This is a genomic window from Kribbella sp. NPDC049227, from assembly GCF_043197265.1.
Lineage (GTDB): Bacteria > Actinomycetota > Actinomycetes > Propionibacteriales > Kribbellaceae > Kribbella.
In genome coordinates, this window is sequence record NZ_JBICST010000008.1 from 357,826 (window position 1) to 373,666 (window position 15,841).

Consider the following 15,841-nt stretch of genomic DNA (forward strand, 5'->3'; position numbering starts at 1 on the left):
GCTACAAGCGGATGAGGTAGACGGTGGGTGGGCGGCCGGTTCGGCCGTGTTGCTGGCTGCCGATGGGGTCGGCGAGGCCGGCTCGTTCGAGGCGTTTGAGGACCCGGCGGGCGGTCCGGAGCTGGACGGCCAGGTGGTCGGCGACGTCTTGGGTGGTGAGGCCGTCGGGGAGGGTGGCGGTGAGCTCGCGCATCCGGGCCAGGGTCTGCGTGTTGAGGCCGACCCGTCGCGCCAGGAGTGGGAGGCTTTCGGTGCCGCGTGCGGCGGCCGGGTGATCGCCGGACGGCTCGATCACGATCTCCACGTCGTCGGACATCGACACCACCCCGGCGACCGTGCCGATCGAGCCCGCCCGGCTGACCGCCCGACGGGCGAGTGCCTCTGCCTCGGCCGCAGTACGTCCGACACCGAAGCCGACGTACGCCGTGCTGTGTCTTGCGGCGAGGTGGTCGAGGAGGGGCATCCGGGAGAACTGTTCGGTCGCCTGCTCGAGCAGGCCGCGGGTGGTCACGACCAGGTGCCGGCCGTCGGGGAGCAGGGCCAGACTGCCGCCGAGCGTGATCAGGTCGGCGGCCAGGGCGTCGTCCGGCTCGGGGAGGTCGATGACGCCGAGCGCGACCTGCGCGTCGCCGACGTGCTGGCCGGTCGTCGTCAGAACCAGAGCTTGCAACGTCGACCGGATCGAGTACCGCGACGGTGCGAGCCGGACCGAGGGCATCTCGTTCTCGAGCAGGTGAAAGGCGGAGCCGAGGCAACTGATCGCGACCTTGGTGTCGTGCTTGTCCCGCGCGGTCCGGTGGAACTCGACGATGTCGTCGGACGTCAGGCCGGGCCGGTACGGCAGCACCTGGATCTGGTCGGTCGGGAGCTTGGCCTCGATCAGCGTCTCCATCACCTCGCTGCGGCGCAGGGTGTCGATGGAGAACTGGGTCACGTTGTGACCGAGCCGAAGCAGCTCGACCAGCGCACGCAGCAGCGTGGCGCCGTCGTACGAGACGTACATCGCGGGCCGGTCGATCACGCCGGCCTCGGTGGCGATGGTGTACGGCACGACGCCGGTGAACAGCAGCGCGTCGACCTTCTCGTGTGCCTGCTCGACCAGTTCGACCGCTTCGGTCTCGTGCCGGTAGGGCAGTGGGAGCAGATTCGCACCGCTCGGCGGACCGACGGCGATGACACGCTGGACCAGGTCCTCGGGGCCGACGACGCCGACGGTGAGGGCCATCAGGCCACCGCGCCAGGGGCTGAGCTCATCTGCACGGCACTCCTTCGAAGACTTCTGGTCTGGCCCTTAAATCGCAGGATAGTGGCTGAGTTCCTCGAGGCAGCGGATCACCAGGTCGCGCTCACTCGCCGGCAGTTCCGGGCCGTAGGGGTCGTGGGCCGCGTCCTCCGGGATCAGGCCCTCCCACACGGCCGCCCAGAGCATCCGCTGCACGTAGCCCTCGATAGGTGCGTAGAAGGTCGCCGCAGCGAAGCGGTCCAGCCGGTCGGAGGCCGTCAGGAAGCCGCTGTGGTCGCCTGACGTCCAAGTCCGCAGTACGGCGGCCGACAGCTCGACCTGAGCCGCGGCGATCCCGACCAGAGCCGTGTCAGCGCCCCACATGAACGACGGGCCGTACATCCGGTCCTCGCCGGTGATCAGGAGCTTTCCGGTGCCGCGCCCGGCCCAGATGGCGTCCTGGCAGCCGATGGCGCGGTCCAGAGTGGCCGTCTTGACCCCGAGCATGGAGTCCAGGCTCAGCAGGTCGCGGATCAGCTCAGGCGAGTACGGGTACCCGCCCGCCTCCCCGTGCAGATAGAAGCCGACCAGCGGCAGCCCGCTCTCGGCCGCCACGCGCTCGTGTAGTGCCACCGCCTGCGCATGCCCGTCCGGTAGGTCTCCGAGAGCAGCCAGCGGGTAGACCATCACCGCATCGGCTCCACCCGCTGCCGCCTGCTGTGCCATCGCCACAGTCGCGTCGGAAGCCTCCTGCAGGCTCTGAGCCGATTCGGACCTGGGTACGCCGACCCCCGTGACGATCGGGAGGTCCGTGGCCTGTCGCCACGTCTCCAGCACCTTGGACCGGTCAGCCGCCGTCAGGTAGAGCCCCCGCCCGGTGTGAGCCCAGACGGCCAGCCCGCCGATGGGCTGAGCAGCGAGAGCACCGGCGTACGAGGCCAGTACGTCGTACGCGACGACACCCTCGGAGGACATCGGAGTGACGACCGCGGGAAGCAACGTGCCGCGGAGCCGTGAGACGAGTGCGTGCATGGGACCTCTCAGACGTCGTGGCCGAGGCCTGGTCGCTTGGGTACGTCGATCCAGCCGTCACAGTCGGCGAAGACGGTCGGAGCGAGTGGATCCTCGTGCACCATCAGCGGACCGACCAGATCGGCCGCGACAGTGGCTCCCGGTACGGCGGCGGCCAGGTGAACCGCGGCCAGCGTGGCTACGCCCAGCTCCGGCATGGAGCCTACCTTCACGGCCAGCCCGGCAGCCTCGGCAACGTTCGCGATCTGCAGGGCGCGGTGCAGTCCGCCGACCTTGAGGATCTTGATGTTCAGTACGTCGGCCGCACCACGGCGGGCGATCTCGAGAGCGTCGTGCAGCGAGTGCATGCTCTCGTCGACCATCAGCCGTACGTCGAGGCGCTCACGCAGCCGGACCAGGCCGTCCAGGTCCCACCGCGGCAGCGGCTGCTCCAGCAGCGTCAGACCGGCGTCCGCCATCTTCGCCAGGTACGGCAGCGCGGTCGCGTCGTACCCCTCGTTGGCGTCGAGACACAGTTCGGCGTCGGCGGGGATGACCGAGCGGACCGCGCGGATCAGTTCCAGGTCGTCGGCCGGTACATGGCCGCCCTTGACCTTCAGATGGCTGAAGCCCTTGGCGGAGTACTCGGCGGCCTCGGCCGCCATCTCGTCCAGCGTGCCCAGCCCGACCACCCAGGTCGTCTGCACCCGGTCCCGGACGCTGCCGCCGAGCAGCGTGTGCACCGGCCAGCCACTGATCCGGCCGGCCAGGTCGAAGAGCGCGATGTCGAGGCCGGACTTGGCCACCTGCTGACCGCGCAGGACTGTGTCCATCACCACATGCGCCCCGGCTCGGTCGAGCGGGTCGTGGCCGATCAGAGCCGGGGCGAGATGTTCCTCGATCGCGGCGGTGACCCCGGCCAGCGTCTCCCCGGTGTACGCCGTCATCGGGGAGGTCTCACCGATGCCGATGGCGCCGTCGGCGGTGTGCACCTCGACGACCAGGCTGACCAGTTCCGTGCTGGTCCCGCTGCTGATCCGGAACGGCCGGCGGTACCGCGCGCTCACCACTCGGGTCTTGATCGCGCTGATCGGCCCCGAGCCGGTCCCGGCGGGCAACCCGACCGGATGCGATGCAACACTCAATTCCGGCTCCTAAGGGTCGCAATCTGTCGCGAAAGCATTTACGGTCAAGACCGTAAATACCGCGAGCGCTCTCTGTCAACGGAAGGTGGCACCCCGATGCGCCTGGGTCTCTATCTGAACCTCTACGGCACCCCCGGCGAACGGCCCCGGCTGGAGGACGCGGTCGAGCAGGCGCGGCTGGCCGAGCAGGCCGGGTTCGAGTGGATCGTGCTCGGGGAACGGCACCTGCACCGGCCCGGGTACCACGAGATCCTCACCTCGCTGACCTGGCTGGCGGCGAAGACCGAGCGGATCGGGATCGCCACCGCCGGGATCGTTGCCCCGCTCTACCACCCCGTCGTCCTGGCCGAGACCCTCGCGCACCTCGACGTACTGTCCGGCGGCCGCGTCACCGCCGGCTTCGTGCTCGGCTACCGGCCGGAGGAGTTCGCCCTGTATGGCGTGACGCAGCCGGAGCGGGTCGCGCGGTTCGAGGAGTGCCTGGAGATCGTCACCCGGCTCTGGACCGAGGACGAGGTCTCGTACGACGGCAAGTTCACCAGCATCCAGGAGGCGTACCTCTCGCCGCGTCCGGTGCAGAGCCCGCGGCCGCGGCTGTGGAACGGCGGCCGGGTGTCCGCCGTCCTCGAGCGGACCGCGCGGATGTGCGACGGCTGGACCACGTCGTTCAACGAACTGGACTCCGACCTGCCGGACAAGATCGCCGAGTACCTGTCGTACCCGCGCGGCGAGGGCACGCTCGGTGCCGAGGTGATCCTCTGCCGGGAGGGTTTCTGTGCCCCGACCTCGCAGGACGCCCGGCAGGCGCTGGAGGAGCCGCTGCGCGACCTGTACGACGCCTACACCGGCTGGAAGCGCACCTCGACGGACGCGAGCCGCTACACGCAGGGCTGGGACGACATCGCCGCACGCAGCGTGATCGGGTCCCCGGCCGAGTGCGCCGAGCGACTGGCCCACTACGAGGAGATGGGTGCCGACGGCATCATCCTGCGGATCCAGCCGCCCGGGATGCCGCAGGCCGACGTACTCCGCTCGATCGAAGCCTTCGGGGACATCACCCAACTCGGATGATCCCCTGACCGCCTGTGCGCGCTTAGTGTCGATGAGCACTCGGCACCCATTCGGGGTGGCCGGCCACTGAGGGGTGGGCGCAGATGACCCAGGAAGAGACCAACGACCGGCGGCAGCAGTCCGTGTTCGCCATGACCGGTGTCATGTTCGCCGCGACCATGATGGTCCTGATCGGCGCGTTCCAGGTGATCGCCGGGCTCGCCGCGATCATCGACGACCGGTACTTCGTGACCGCCCAGGGGTACGCCTTCCACCTCGACACGACGGCCTGGGGCTGGATCCACCTGCTCCTCGGCCTGCTCATGGTGGCGGCGGGCTTCGGCCTGTTCTACCGGGCCACCTGGGCCGGGGTGACGGCGCTGGTCCTCGCCATCCTGAGCGCGATCGACAACTTCTTCTTCATTCCCTACGCGCCGGTGTGGTCGTTGCTGGTGATCGCGCTCGACGTCTGGGTGATCTGGGCCCTCACCCGGCCGAGAATGATCCACACCTGACCGGGTCCCCGCGGACATGGGCGTCGACGTTGTCTTCTGGACGGTGGTGCTGGCGCGGTTCCTCCTGCCGCTGCTCATCCCGCGCTTCCCGCTGCCCGCGATCGTCGCCTGCCTGTTGCTGGACGGCGTCGACCAGACCATCTTCCAGACCTTCGGATTCGACCCGCCGAACTACCAGAGCTACGACAAGGCGATGGACGTCTTCTACCTGTCCATCGCGTACCTGGCCAGCCTGCGGAACTGGACCAACCTGTCGGCGGTCAAGATCAGCCGGTTCCTGTTCTTCTACCGCCAGATCGGTGTGGTGGCCTTCGAGCTCAGCGGCGCCAGGTTCCTGCTCCTGCTGTTCCCGAACACGTTCGAGTACTTCTTCATCGCCTACGAACTGGTCCGCGCCCGGCGTAATCCGCTGCGCTACTCGTTCCGGTTCTGGGTGCTGGTGGCCGGTGGGATCTGGATCTTCATCAAGCTGCCGCAGGAGTACTGGATCCACATCGCCCAGCTGGACCTGACCGACACCATCCGCGACGTCTCGTGGTTCCTGCCGGCCCTGGTGGTGGCGATCCTCGCCCTCGCCGCAGTCCTGTGGTTCGTGGTCCGGCCCCGGCTCAGTCCGGCCGACTGGCCACTGCGACTGGCGGCCGACCCGCTGCCGGTCGAGATCGACGAGGCCAGCGAACGCGCCGCGTACCAGGCCGCGCACCGCAAGGTGTTCGACCTGGCCTCCCTGGAGAAGATCTTCCTGATCGGCCTGATCAGCGTGATCTACGGACGGGTGCTGCCGGGGGTCGAGACGAGCGATCTCCGGTTGTTCTTCGGTATCGCCGTCTTCGTCGTCCTGAACTCCGCGATCGGGCTCTGGTCGGCCCGGCGGGGCTACGGGTGGGACTCCGCGATGATCTCCTTCGCCGCGGTCTTCGCGGTCAATGTCGGACTGGTCGTCCTCGCCGAGGTGCTGCTGCGGCGCGGGAACGGCGATCTGCGGCTGTCCGACACCCTCTTCTTCGTCTTCCTGGTGAGCATCCTGACCATGCTCTACGACCGGTACCACCCGGTCGCCGACTACCGCGCCGCCCATCCGGAGGCCGTGCAACCCCCGCCACCACGAGTAGGAGGTCACGATGTCGGAGACTGATGCCAACCCCACCGCGGCGAGGCACCGGCAACCGCCGGCGCCCGGTGAGGTCGAGGTTCCGGAATGGCCGAGCCGGTGGGTCGGCTGGATCCTCTTCGCCGGCGTGATGATGATCGTGCTCGGCATGTTCCACGCGTTCCAGGGGTTCATCGCGCTGTTCGAGGACGACTACTTCCTGGTCGGCAGACGTGGTCTCAGCATCCACCTCAACTACACGGGCTGGGGCTGGATCCACCTGTTCATGGGGCTGGTCGTCATCGCGGCCGGGATCGGGCTGCTGAACGGCCGGTTGTGGGGCCGAATCGTCGGCGTGGTCCTGGCGGTGGTCAGTGTCATGGTCAACGTGGCGTTCCTCGCGGCGTACCCGATCTGGTCGATGATCATGATCGCGGTCGACATCCTGGTCATCTGGGCGCTGACCGTCCACGGCGACGAGATGCGCGTCATCCGCGAGAGCGATCCCGAGGTCAGCCCTTGAGCCCGGACATCGCGATGCTGTCGGTCAGGTAGCGCTGCAGCAGGCCGAACACGAGCAGACTCGGTACGACGGTGATGGTCGCGCCGGCCATCACCTGGTTGATCGGCACCGCCTGCGTCTGCAGTGTCGCGAGGCCGACCGTCAGCGTCTGCATCTCCGCGGACTGGCCGATCACCAGCGGCCAGAGGAAGTCGTTCCAGTGCCACAGGAACACGAAGATGCCGAGCGTGGCCAGCGCGGGCCGGATCAGCGGCAGCACGATCTGGGTGAAGATCCGCCACTCGGGCGCACCGTCGATCTCGGCCGCCTCGAACAGTTCGTCCGGCAACTGGCTGATGAACTGCCGCAGCAGGAACACCGCCTGCGAGTTCGCCAGCGTGGGCACGATCAGACCCCAGAAGCTGTCCACCCAGTCCAGCCGCGAGACCAGGATGTACGACGGGATCAGCGTCGCCTGGAACGGCACCATCAAAGTGGCCAGGAAGGCCCAGAACATGATGTCCCGGCCGGGGAACCGCTTCTTCGCGAAGGCGTAGCCCGCCATCGAGGCGAACAGCAGCACGCAGACGACCGACACCAGCGAGTACAGCAGCGAGTTGACCGTCCAGCGCGGGATGTCCGAGCTGGACAGCACCCGCTCGAAGTTCTCGAACGTGAAGTTGCCCGGGTTGAGCGCGTCCGGGAACGTCCGGCCGCTCGGCGGAGCGAACGCGACCAGGACCATGGCCGCGAACGGCACGACGGTGACGATCGCGGTCAGTGCCAGCAGCGTCGGCAGGGTGAGCCGGGCGACCGGGCGGCGGTCGACCCGCGGCGACTCGGTCCGGTCCTGGACCTTGGGTCGTTCGAGCAGGTTCACCATCAGTCGTCCCTCCCGACGAGCCGTCGCTGTACGAGCGAGACGATGAGCACGATCAGGAACAGCACCAGTCCGATCGCACTGGCGTAGCCGAAGTCGAAGTACTTGAATCCGCTGTCGTAGAGCAGGTAGACGAGCGAGTAGCTGGAGCGGACCGGTCCGCCGCCGGTCATCACGTACATCGCGTCGAACACCTGGAACGCGCCGATGGTCTCGATCACCAGCACGAAGAACAGCACCGGCCGCAGCTGCGGCAGCGTGATGTAGCGGAACCGCTGCCAGCTGCCGGCGCCGTCGATCATGGCCGCCTCGAGGTACGACTTCGGCACCGCCTGGAGCCCGGCCAGCAGGATCAGCATCGAGTAGCCGAAGCCCTTCCAGGCCGACGTCACCGCGATCGACGGGAGCACCGACCCGGACTGGCCGAGGAAGTCCACCGGCCCGACCGACACCAGCCCGAGGACCGCGTTCAGCAGGCCGTCCTGGGCGTCGTAGATCCACTTCCAGATGACCGCGGCCAGCACGATGCTGGTCACGTACGGCAGGAAGAACACGCTGCGGAAGAAGCCGCGGTTCCAGACCACCTGCTGCAACATGATCGCGGTGCCCAGCGACAGCAGCACGGTCAGCGGGACGAAGATCACCGTGTAGGTGAGGGTGACCACCAGGCTCTGCCGGAACAGGTCGTCCTGGAGCAGCCGGGTGTAGTTGTCCACGGCAACGAAGGTCCAGCGGCCGCTGAGCCGGTAGTCGGTGAGCGAGAGCAGGAACGCGCCGACCACCGGCAGGAACCGGAACACCAGGAACAACGCCAGCATTGGGGCCACGAACAGCAGCCCGACCCAAGGTCGCCGCCCCGGTCCGCGCCGCCCTGCGGGCGACGCGGACCGGGAGAAGACGGAGCGGCGGCGAGAGCCGTCCCGCACCTGCTGAGTGACGGTCAACGCTGTCTCGACAGGAGGTCGTTGGCCTGCTTGGCGGCGTCGTCGAGCGCCTGCTGCGGCTGCTTCTTGCCGGTCAGCACGGCCTGGATCTCGACGCCGAGCAGCGAGTTCACCTGCCGGGCGGCCGGGTTCGGTTCACCCGGGAAGGCGTACTGCAGAGCGTCGGCGAACTTCGCCGCGGTCGCGTCCGCGGCCGGCGCCTTCACGTCGGTGCGCGGAGTGTAGAACCCGGACGCCTTGCTGAGCCCCTCGAGTTGCGGCGGCTGGATCATGAACGACATGAACTTCTTCGCGGCGTCCTTGTTCTCCGAGGCGGCGTTCAGGACGAGCCCGCCGGGCAGACCGAAGCCGACCTGCTTCTGACCGGTCAGCGGCGTACCGATCTCGATGTTGGCCGCACCCCACGTCTTCGCCACGGTGCCCGCGTCGGCCGGCGTACTGGTGAAGGCCATCGCCACCTGGCCCTTGCCCAGCGGCGAGTCGGCGACGGTGTTCCCGTTGCTCAGTGCGCTCTTCGGGATGCCGCCCTCGTCCCACAGGGACTTGAGGAAGGTCAGCGCCTCCAGGCCCGGAGCCTGGTTGAAGGCGACGGACTTGCCGTCGTCGGCGAACACCTTGCCGCCGGCCTGCCACAACAGCGGGTAGAAGTTCAGGTTCAGCGACGCCTCCGGCGAGGCGGAGTAGTCCAGGGTGGAGAACCCGGCCGCCTTGATCTTCGGCGCCGCGGCCTTGATCTCGTCCCAGGTCTCCGGCGGCGTGGTGATCCCGGCCTTGGTCAGGATCGTCTTGTTGTACATCGTCGAGGTGACGGTGTGGTAGATCGGTGCGCCGTACACCTTGCCGTCGACGCTCAGGCCCGGGATCGCGGCCGGCAGGAACTTGTCCTTGTCCGGCGTCACCACGTCGTCGACCGGCTCGAGCGAGCCGTTGGTGACGTACTGCGGGATCTGGTCGGGGATCATCAGCAGGACGTCCGGGCCCTTCTTGCCGGAGAACGCCGCCGCGACCTTCTCCTCCCGGTTCGCCCACGGCTGCATCTCCAGCTTCAGGTCGATGCCGGAGTTCGCGGCCTCGAAGTCCTTCTCGACCTTCTGCCAGTAGGCGTCGCTGGCCGCCTGGTCGCCGATCACCGGATACATCCAGAGCGTGATGCTCTTGGTCTCGGTCGACGAGGAGCCCGAGTCGCCGCCGCACGAGGAGAGTGCGGCGGCCATTACGAGCGCCGTGAGTGGTGCCGCGATGCGGCGGACGGTCGTGTGAAGCATGGAAGACATCGCACCCCCAGGGTGTCCGGAAGTCAGGGCCGGAAAGCAGATCGCCGAATAACGGTCAGGACCGAAAGTAGCTGGGTCGAATTTCGGCTGTCAACGGCTGATATCAACTCGGAACAGCTCGGAGCCGCTGGTGAGCAGCAGCTGGTGATCTCCCCGGACCCCGAGCCGCCGGTGGGCGTGCTCGACGAACAGCGTCGGGGTCTGCTTCTTCCCCGGCGCGATCCGGTAGACCTTGTCGAGGTCGATGCTCACGTACACCGCCTCGTTGGTGGCGACGATGTCGCCGCTGGATGTGGTGGTCCCGAGCGTGAAGGACCTGACCAGCTTGCCGTCTCGGGGGTCCACCGCGAACGCGGTCTTGCCGGCCACGCCGTACAGCAGCCCGTCCGGGCCGATCGTGACGGACGAGACCGTGGCCGCACCGGGCACAGGCACGGTCTCCCACAACTTGCGGGACTTGGCCGCGTCCCAGGCGAACACCGTGCCCGCGTCCCGGGTGGGCGGCGTGGTGGACAGTCCGCCGACGATCGAGGTACCGCCGTAGACGATGCCGCGGCGGGCGGTCAGGCCGAAGATGCTCTCGTCCTGGACCACGTTGCGGAAGGACTGGGTGGTCCCGGTCTTCGGGTCGAAGATGGCCAGCACGCCACCGAGCCGGTCGCCGTCAGGGACGGTGCCGACCGCGATCTTGCCGTTCACCTCGGCCAGGGCGCGGGCGCGTGTCTGCAGCTCGGAGTGCAGATTGACCGCCAGTGTCGGGTTGTCCGGCGTACCGGGCGGTCCGGGGGAGTACTCCGGGCTGCTCCAGGGCTGCGTCTGGTCGTACGAGTACAGCCGGGCCTCCGGGTAGGCGCCGATCCACAGCTTGCCGTCGGAGCCCTCCATCAGCGCCTCGGTCTGGGAGAACCTGTTGTACGTCGCTTCGCCGGTGGCCGGGTCGACGACGGAGACGCCGCCGTTCAGGAACCCACCGGCGTACACCTTGGACTTGCTGCCGGCGACGGACAGGATCTCGATCGGCTCGCGGCGGACCTTGGTCTCGAAGATCTCCGACTTGCCGGTCTGCGGGTTGTACCGGAACTCCTCGCCGCGCCAGAGCGTGCCGACGACGCTCGTGCCCGGGTAGTCGGGCAGGCCGAGGTCGGCGTACCCGATCGCGCGGGCGTTCTGGATCCGGCCGGTGAAGGTGAGGCCGGTCCCGGTCAGTGTCTTCGTCGCCGGGTCGTACTTCTTGAGCTCACTGGCCTGGATCAGGTAGATCTCGCCGTTCGCGCCGACCGGGGAGATGTCCAGGCCGTGCGCGTTCGGGATCTCGTCCACCCAGGTGCGAGAGGCGATGTCCCAGACGTACAGCGGGCCGGGGAAGGCGGTGCTGATCCGGGCGTACACGCGGCCCCCGCGGGCGTTCAGGTCGTACACGACCTTGTCGGTCGGGTCGCCGAGCCCGGGTGGCGACGGCAGTTCGGTGATCGCTCCGCTGGCGACGTCGAGCTCCATGATGTGCGCGTCAGGCAGCGAGCCGGTGTAGATCTTGCCGTCGGCGTAGTCGATGCTCTTGACGTACGGCTGGCCGGCCTTCAGCTGGCCGTAGTCGCGGACGGCGCCGGTCTGGTCGTCGTACCGGAACACCTTGCCGTTCGGGAACGTGCCGCCGTACACGTTGCCCTGCTCATCGGTGGTGATGCGCCAGATGAACGTCTCGGAGGCGATCGGGCGGCCGAGGTCCTCGACTGTGGTCCCGGAGCCGGGACGCAGGCGATAGAGATGGCCGTTGTTGTACGTGCCGACGTAGATCGTCCCGTCCGGGGTCGCGGCGACCGCGTAGCTACCGTCGGCGCCGGGCAGCGCCGCGGACAGCAGGCTCTCGCCGGTGGCAGGGTCGACGGCGTTCAGGTACGCCGGACTGCCGGTCGACACGTTCCAGATCGCGGTCTTGCCGTTCGGGCCGGGGGCAACGGTGCCCCCGATCAGGAGTACGTCGGACAGCGGGATACCGAGTGACACGAGCTTGCCTGTCGGTGGTTGCTGGTGGTTCGCCTGGGCGGGAGTGGTCAGGGTCGTCACGAGTACGGCGGCAAGTGCCACCGCGATGAGCGAGCGGGCTGATCGCATGCGAAGGCCTCCGGGGTGCCGTATTTACGGTCCTGTCCGAAAGTGAAGCCCTGGGCATGTGGCGAAGTCAACCGCTCAGGCCAAATGCGGACGGTCCGTTTACGGTCTGAGCCGTTAAGACGTGGGCAGCCGGGTGAGCAGGGTCTCGAGCTTGTCCCGGGTGGCGGCGAAGTAGCTGTTCTCCCGATGCAGGGCCCGGTGGAAGGCGGCCAGTTCCTCGGGCGAGATGCTGTTGGAGAACGTGCTGATCTCGGTCAGGTCGAGCCGCCGGTTGAACAGGTGCACGGTGTCGCGCCACCGGTGCAGCAGACCGACCAGCTCCGAGTCGCGGTGCAACCCGAGAGCCCCGGAGACGAGCGCGAGGTCCACGGCGGACACCACGAGCCGCGGGTACACCTGCCGGGTCGTCGGCGTCGCCGGAGAGAACCGCTCGTCGTTCAGGAGCCGCTTGTTCTCCTGCAGTTCGTCAGCGACAGCCCGGAGTACTTCGGTACGACGTTCGGCCTCGGCGGTCAGGCGCTCGACGAAGATACCGGTCAGCCCGGCGACCAGGGTCAGCGAGTTCACCGCCGGCTCCCAGCGGGAGTTCTCCGGCCACAAGAACCAGATCACTCCCAGCGAGAACGCGAGGCCCAGCAGTCCGTAGCTCAGTGCGGTGACCACCGTCCGCCGCGCACTGGCAGGGATCATGTCGACCAGATGTCGTCGGCGAGCGTGGTCACGGCCGGGCCTTCGACGGTGCCCGGAGCGAGTAGCAGCAGGTCGAGTCCGAACGGGCTCGGCCGGCGGGTGTGCCGGAAACCGGAGTGCGCGTGCTCGATCGGCGTCAGGTCACAGGCGGCGGTGAGTCGCTTCAGCCGCTCGGTGGAGAACTTGCGGGTCGTGTACAGCAGGATCGTGTCCTCTGGGTCCAGCACCACCTCGGTGTGGTCGGGCAGACCCATCACGATCGGTTCGCCGGTGTTGTTCTGCCAGACGATCTTCACCCGCAGGGCGTCGTCGGTCTCGACCTCGCCACGGAAGTCGATCCGGTCGTTGTCGATCTTCAGGTCGGTGTTGTACCGCAGTGCGCTGGTGACGAACTCGGCGAACGCCCGGGTCTGGTGGTACTCGTCGGCTGCCGCCTTGGCGGCGTCCTGGTCCAGGCTGCTGGTGCTGGCCACCTCGAGCAGCAGCCGGTCCTGCGGGCGCAGCCCTCGGGTGACGGTGCGGAGCAGGTCCTCGTCGCTCTCGAAGTTCGCCAGCGTGTTGCCGGTCAGCGTGAACAGCAGCGGGTCCTCGCCGACCAGCCGCGCCAGCATCTGGGCCAGCTCGCTCATGTTGTCGTCGATCGAGAAGTCGAGCTGCACCGGCAGCACCTGCGACATCGGGAACCGGACGCCGCGGACCGACTCCAGCGTGCCCATCCGGAGCATCTCCGAGCTCATGTCGACCGGGATGTAGTACATGTTCCGGTTCTGCCGGCGCATGTCACCGAGGATGGTGCGGTCCTTCACGCCGGTGCCGACCCCGAGGCTGACCAGGTGGAAGCCGCCGTTCTCGACATGCGGGCGGACCTTGCGCCAGTGCCGCAGGAACGACTCCGCGCCGGCCTTCATCACCAGGTAGAACGGGTCGTTGGTCGCGTTCGCCCAGGCGATCGTCGGACCGATACCCCAGTAGGAGAAGCCCGAGGTGATCTGCTTGCCGTCGCCGGTCCTGGAGAACGGTCCGCGCAGGTCGCCGGTCAGCGTGGCCAGCTTGTCGGTCTGGTCCTCGCCGACGAGCAGCAGCGACCAGGCGAAGTCGTCGTCGGCCAGCGCCTGCTCGAGCCTGCGGATGACGGGTACCGGCTCTGTCACGTCTCTGACCCTCCCAAGGTGAGGTGGTCAGGTTATCGGTTGACGACTCCCGGTGCAGTCCGGAAAGCGGGAAACGGCGTGGGCCGGGGGCAACAGCTTTGCGCGATCGGTCCCTGGCGCGGTCGGTCCTTCGCGCGGTCGGTCCTTCGCGGTCAGACCGGAGTGACCGTGTCGGCCTCGCGGCCCTTCGGCCCGTCGACGATCTGGAAGTCGACCTGCTGACCGTCCTCCAGCGTCTTGTAGCCGTCGGAGACGATCTTGCTCCAGTGGACGAAGACGTCGTCCTGTCCGTCGACGGCAAGGAAGCCATAGCCCTTGTCGGCGTTGAACCACTTCACGGTGCCGCGCACCATCGGAACTCCTTGACAACGGGGCCCGCTTCACCCGGGCCCCTCGGGTACTCGCCCCGGCCGAAGCCGATGAGCGGTCCACAAGCCTAGCCGAGCCTCCGATCCCGCGGGGTTGCCAGGTGGGCGGTGATCGCGACGCACAGCGCCGTACCGACCGTCGCGGCGGACCCAGCGCAGCGCCCACGGTGAGCGCCGCGGTGGCCGGGCCTCCGGCCAGCAAGATGCCACCGGCAACGAACACCATCCGGTTGTGGCGAGCGCGATCGCCAGGAAGCCCGCGTTGGCGAGGGCGGCGAGCCGGGGGAGTTCAGGGACCGTCGCGACGACGGTCCATCGAACTCAGCCGCGGTGGGAGGCGGCGAGGCCGATGACGCCGGCGGCGACGAGCAGGAGGGCGGCGGTCAGTCCGAGGTCGTCGGTCTGCAGGACGCCGTTGTCGGTCAGCATCCAGACGGTGGCGCCGCCGGACAGAATGGTGCCCGCGATGACGCCCGGGACGTCCGGCTTCGTCTTCCTCATCCGCGCTCCACTGTGATGCTGCCGACCTTGAGGTCGAGGTCGAGGGTGACCTGCTGCGGCCCGGCCTTGCCGTCGGGGCCCAGGTCCTTGATGGTCAGTTCCGCGTTCCGGCCGCCGTGGTGCTCGTTCAGCCAGCTCACGTCACCCATCTTGGTGGTCAGGTTGCCGTCGATGTCCACGGTCTCCGGCAGTTTCACCACGACCTCGCCGACGCCGCCGTGCACCTCTACCTTCGCACCCGGTGCGAAGGTGGCCTTGGTCAGGTCCAGGTGCACCGACCCGGCATCGAAGGTGTACGACTGCCCGGTCGCCCCGATCTTCTCACCGGTCGGCGCGACGTAGTTGGTGTCGGCGAAGTTGCGCGGTACCTCCGTGAACACGGTGCTGACGATCGCGCCGACGGCGAGCAGGATGCCCAGCGGCAGCAGCGCGACGGTCTTTCCGACGAAGCCACCGACCAGCATGCCGCCGCCCAGGGTGATCAGGCCGATGATCAGCATGGTGGCAGTCGAGGCACCGGCGGCCGCGGCGATCGCGATCGCGATACCGGTCAGCACGACGATGATCGATTTGACCCCGCGCATGCCCTTGGCGGGCGGCTCGGCCTTCGCGGCCCGGGCCGGCTCCGACGGCGGCCCGGCCGGCGGCTCGTCGACGTACAGGCCGAGGGGGTCGTCCTCGGTCCACACAGCCTGGACCGGTTCGACGGTGCGGTCCTGGGGTCTCTGTGTGGCCGAGGACGACGGACCCGCCGGGGGAGCTGACGGGCCGTTCTGGGGTGACATGTACGCCGAGGTGCCGGTCATCGGCTGCTGGTTGGCCGCAGTGGAGTCCTGCGGACCCGGTGCGGTGGGCTGGCCGCCCTGCCACTGCATGCCGGGACCGGCCCAGCCTGCGCGCCGGCCACGCCGATCCCTCCGGCGGTGCCGCGCGACCAGCCAGATCACGGCGAGCACGATCAGCGGCCCGGGGACGAACCGGCCGATGTTGAACGACGACATCATCGCGATGGCGACGAACACGCAGACGCCGATGATGACCGGCCACAGCCACGGGTGGTCGGGCCGGACCCGGTCGCCGAGCAGACCCTGGGCCGCGGAGCGCTGGCTGCCCTCGTCGGGCATCAGCACCCAGGCGGCGATGTAGAAGATGATCCCGGGTCCGCTGATGATGAGCACCGCCATCACCACGCGGATCAGCACCGGGTCGATGTTCAGCGCGCGGCCGATCCCGCCGCAGACACCGGCCACCATCCGGTCCGACCGGCTACGCTGCCACGTCTGCACGTCCTGCAGGCGGCTGCGGTCGAACCCACCGGGCCCGCTCGAGTTCTGCTCCATGTCATCGATACTGGCTCGCTCGGCGGCGGTACAACATCGGGGATAC

16 protein-coding genes are annotated in these 15,841 nt (G+C 68.4%); 4 read left to right on the plus strand and 12 right to left on the minus strand.

Annotated elements, in window-relative coordinates:
* Position 1 precedes the first annotated feature (1 nt).
* From ACGFH6_RS34860 to ACGFH6_RS34870, 3 genes are all read right to left on the minus strand, one after another.
* Complete coding sequence (locus tag ACGFH6_RS34860) at positions 2 to 1,225, minus strand: hypothetical protein (protein ID WP_393392687.1); 1,224 nt, start codon at positions 1,223 to 1,225, stop codon at positions 2 to 4.
* A 66-nt stretch (positions 1,226 to 1,291) separates the two neighbouring features.
* The gene (locus ACGFH6_RS34865) at positions 1,292 to 2,254 is read right to left on the minus strand and encodes a dihydrodipicolinate synthase family protein (RefSeq protein ID WP_393392689.1); all 963 of its coding nucleotides are present in this window, start codon (positions 2,252 to 2,254) and stop codon (positions 1,292 to 1,294) included.
* A gap of 8 nt (positions 2,255 to 2,262) precedes the next feature.
* Positions 2,263 to 3,378 (minus strand): mandelate racemase/muconate lactonizing enzyme family protein, encoded by a 1,116-nt coding sequence (locus tag ACGFH6_RS34870; protein WP_393392692.1) that lies wholly within the window; start codon positions 3,376 to 3,378, stop codon positions 2,263 to 2,265.
* A gap of 96 nt (positions 3,379 to 3,474) precedes the next feature.
* Here ACGFH6_RS34870 and ACGFH6_RS34875 point away from each other — a divergent pair, with 96 nt between their 5' ends.
* From ACGFH6_RS34875 to ACGFH6_RS34890, 4 genes are all read left to right on the plus strand, one after another.
* Positions 3,475 to 4,449, plus strand: a complete 975-nt coding sequence (locus tag ACGFH6_RS34875; RefSeq protein WP_393392695.1) for an LLM class flavin-dependent oxidoreductase — start codon at positions 3,475 to 3,477, stop codon at positions 4,447 to 4,449.
* An 83-nt stretch (positions 4,450 to 4,532) separates the two neighbouring features.
* On the plus strand, positions 4,533 to 4,943 hold the full coding sequence (locus ACGFH6_RS34880; RefSeq protein WP_393392698.1) for a hypothetical protein: 411 nt from the start codon (positions 4,533 to 4,535) through the stop codon (positions 4,941 to 4,943).
* A gap of 16 nt (positions 4,944 to 4,959) precedes the next feature.
* The gene (locus ACGFH6_RS34885; RefSeq protein ID WP_393392701.1) at positions 4,960 to 6,078 is read left to right on the plus strand and encodes a hypothetical protein; all 1,119 of its coding nucleotides are present in this window, start codon (positions 4,960 to 4,962) and stop codon (positions 6,076 to 6,078) included.
* The gene (locus ACGFH6_RS34890; RefSeq protein WP_393392704.1) at positions 6,065 to 6,556 is read left to right on the plus strand and encodes a hypothetical protein; all 492 of its coding nucleotides are present in this window, start codon (positions 6,065 to 6,067) and stop codon (positions 6,554 to 6,556) included. Before ACGFH6_RS34885 ends, ACGFH6_RS34890 begins: the two co-directional genes overlap by 14 nt.
* Here ACGFH6_RS34890 and ACGFH6_RS34895 read toward each other — a convergent pair.
* The 9 genes from ACGFH6_RS34895 to ACGFH6_RS34935 all read right to left on the minus strand — a co-directional run bounded on the left by ACGFH6_RS34895 (position 6,546) and on the right by ACGFH6_RS34935 (position 15,795).
* Complete coding sequence (locus ACGFH6_RS34895; RefSeq protein WP_393392707.1) at positions 6,546 to 7,418, minus strand: carbohydrate ABC transporter permease; 873 nt, start codon at positions 7,416 to 7,418, stop codon at positions 6,546 to 6,548. The two genes, ACGFH6_RS34890 and ACGFH6_RS34895, sit on opposite strands and share 11 nt — an antisense overlap.
* Complete coding sequence (locus tag ACGFH6_RS34900; RefSeq protein WP_393392710.1) at positions 7,418 to 8,359, minus strand: carbohydrate ABC transporter permease; 942 nt, start codon at positions 8,357 to 8,359, stop codon at positions 7,418 to 7,420. Before ACGFH6_RS34900 ends, ACGFH6_RS34895 begins: the two co-directional genes overlap by 1 nt.
* Positions 8,356 to 9,624, minus strand: a complete 1,269-nt coding sequence (locus ACGFH6_RS34905) for an ABC transporter substrate-binding protein (RefSeq protein ID WP_393392713.1) — start codon at positions 9,622 to 9,624, stop codon at positions 8,356 to 8,358. Before ACGFH6_RS34905 ends, ACGFH6_RS34900 begins: the two co-directional genes overlap by 4 nt.
* 99 nt (positions 9,625 to 9,723) lie before the next feature.
* Positions 9,724 to 11,745 (minus strand): hypothetical protein, encoded by a 2,022-nt coding sequence (locus ACGFH6_RS34910; RefSeq protein WP_393392716.1) that lies wholly within the window; start codon positions 11,743 to 11,745, stop codon positions 9,724 to 9,726.
* Positions 11,746 to 11,859: 114 nt separating this feature from the next.
* Complete coding sequence (locus ACGFH6_RS34915; RefSeq protein WP_393392719.1) at positions 11,860 to 12,435, minus strand: hypothetical protein; 576 nt, start codon at positions 12,433 to 12,435, stop codon at positions 11,860 to 11,862.
* Positions 12,432 to 13,586: an L-histidine N(alpha)-methyltransferase gene (locus tag ACGFH6_RS34920; protein ID WP_393392722.1), complete on the minus strand. Its 1,155-nt coding sequence runs from the start codon at positions 13,584 to 13,586 to the stop codon at positions 12,432 to 12,434. The genes ACGFH6_RS34915 and ACGFH6_RS34920 overlap by 4 nt, the downstream gene beginning before the upstream one ends.
* A 152-nt stretch (positions 13,587 to 13,738) precedes the next feature.
* Positions 13,739 to 13,939 (minus strand): cold-shock protein, encoded by a 201-nt coding sequence (locus ACGFH6_RS34925; protein ID WP_131352941.1) that lies wholly within the window; start codon positions 13,937 to 13,939, stop codon positions 13,739 to 13,741.
* A gap of 336 nt (positions 13,940 to 14,275) precedes the next feature.
* Positions 14,276 to 14,455, minus strand: coding sequence for a hypothetical protein (locus ACGFH6_RS34930; protein WP_131352940.1), 180 nt, complete (start codon positions 14,453 to 14,455; stop codon positions 14,276 to 14,278).
* A complete protein-coding gene (locus ACGFH6_RS34935) occupies positions 14,452 to 15,795 on the minus strand; it encodes a PspC domain-containing protein (protein ID WP_393392726.1) in 1,344 nt (447 codons plus the stop codon). The genes ACGFH6_RS34930 and ACGFH6_RS34935 overlap by 4 nt, the downstream gene beginning before the upstream one ends.
* Positions 15,796 to 15,841: the final 46 nt, after the last annotated feature.

Bases quoted from the DNA above. Each gene is read 5' to 3' on its own strand.
- ACGFH6_RS34860 (WP_393392687.1), bottom strand. From the start codon at position 1,225: ATGGCCCTCACCGTCGGCGTCGTCGGCCCCGAGGACCTGGTCCAGCGT.
- ACGFH6_RS34865 (WP_393392689.1), bottom strand. From the start codon at position 2,254: ATGCACGCACTCGTCTCACGGCTCCGCGGCACGTTGCTTCCCGCGGTC.
- ACGFH6_RS34875 (WP_393392695.1), top strand. From the start codon at position 3,475: ATGCGCCTGGGTCTCTATCTGAACCTCTACGGCACCCCCGGCGAACGG.
- ACGFH6_RS34880 (WP_393392698.1), top strand. From the start codon at position 4,533: ATGACCCAGGAAGAGACCAACGACCGGCGGCAGCAGTCCGTGTTCGCC.
- ACGFH6_RS34885 (WP_393392701.1), top strand. From the start codon at position 4,960: ATGGGCGTCGACGTTGTCTTCTGGACGGTGGTGCTGGCGCGGTTCCTC.
- ACGFH6_RS34890 (WP_393392704.1), top strand. From the start codon at position 6,065: ATGTCGGAGACTGATGCCAACCCCACCGCGGCGAGGCACCGGCAACCG.
- ACGFH6_RS34895 (WP_393392707.1), bottom strand. From the start codon at position 7,418: ATGGTGAACCTGCTCGAACGACCCAAGGTCCAGGACCGGACCGAGTCG.
- ACGFH6_RS34905 (WP_393392713.1), bottom strand. From the start codon at position 9,624: ATGCTTCACACGACCGTCCGCCGCATCGCGGCACCACTCACGGCGCTC.
- ACGFH6_RS34910 (WP_393392716.1), bottom strand. From the start codon at position 11,745: ATGCGATCAGCCCGCTCGCTCATCGCGGTGGCACTTGCCGCCGTACTC.
- ACGFH6_RS34915 (WP_393392719.1), bottom strand. From the start codon at position 12,435: ATGATCCCTGCCAGTGCGCGGCGGACGGTGGTCACCGCACTGAGCTAC.
- ACGFH6_RS34925 (WP_131352941.1), bottom strand. From the start codon at position 13,939: ATGGTGCGCGGCACCGTGAAGTGGTTCAACGCCGACAAGGGCTATGGC.
- ACGFH6_RS34930 (WP_131352940.1), bottom strand. From the start codon at position 14,455: ATGAGGAAGACGAAGCCGGACGTCCCGGGCGTCATCGCGGGCACCATT.
- ACGFH6_RS34935 (WP_393392726.1), bottom strand. From the start codon at position 15,795: ATGGAGCAGAACTCGAGCGGGCCCGGTGGGTTCGACCGCAGCCGCCTG.